The organism is Streptomyces sp. DH12, assembly GCF_020873895.1.
Taxonomy (GTDB): Bacteria; Actinomycetota; Actinomycetes; order Streptomycetales; family Streptomycetaceae; genus Streptomyces.
Window position 1 is genome coordinate 1 of the sequence record NZ_JAHWGT010001469.1, and the last position, 407, is coordinate 407.

Genomic DNA, 407 nt, shown 5'->3' on the forward strand with positions numbered 1-407 from the left:
GCCTTGCGGGCGCGCGGGGTGTCCCGGGCATCGTGGTAGGCCACGGCGAGCCGGAACCAGCTGCGCCAGTCGTCGGGCGCGTCCTCCGTCTCGGCCTTGCGCAGCGCGAAGACCTCGTCGGCCGACTCGCGGTCGATGCGGCCGCTGGGCAGTCGCCTGAGGGTGTCGACGGGCAGGCCGCCCTCGGCGTCCAGCTCGGCCGCGAGCCGGTTGGCGTCCCGCACGAACTGGGTGTTCTTCCAGAGGAACCACACACCGATGACCGGCAGGATCAGCACGGCCACCCCGAAGGTGACCGTGAGGAGCGTGCCGGCCTTGATGAGCAGCACTCCGCGGCTGCCGACCAGGACGAAGTAGACGACCAGGACGGCGGCCGTGAGGGCGTAGGAGATCTTGGCGCGCATGGG

The 407-nt window shown here is 71.5% G+C and carries 1 protein-coding gene; it reads right to left on the reverse strand.

All coding sequences use genetic code 11. From position 1 onward, the window contains the following. On the reverse strand, positions 1-404 hold a 404-nt coding region (locus LPA54_RS40605), incomplete at its 3' end, for a hypothetical protein (protein WP_228985446.1). Positions 405-407 lie beyond the last annotated feature (3 nt).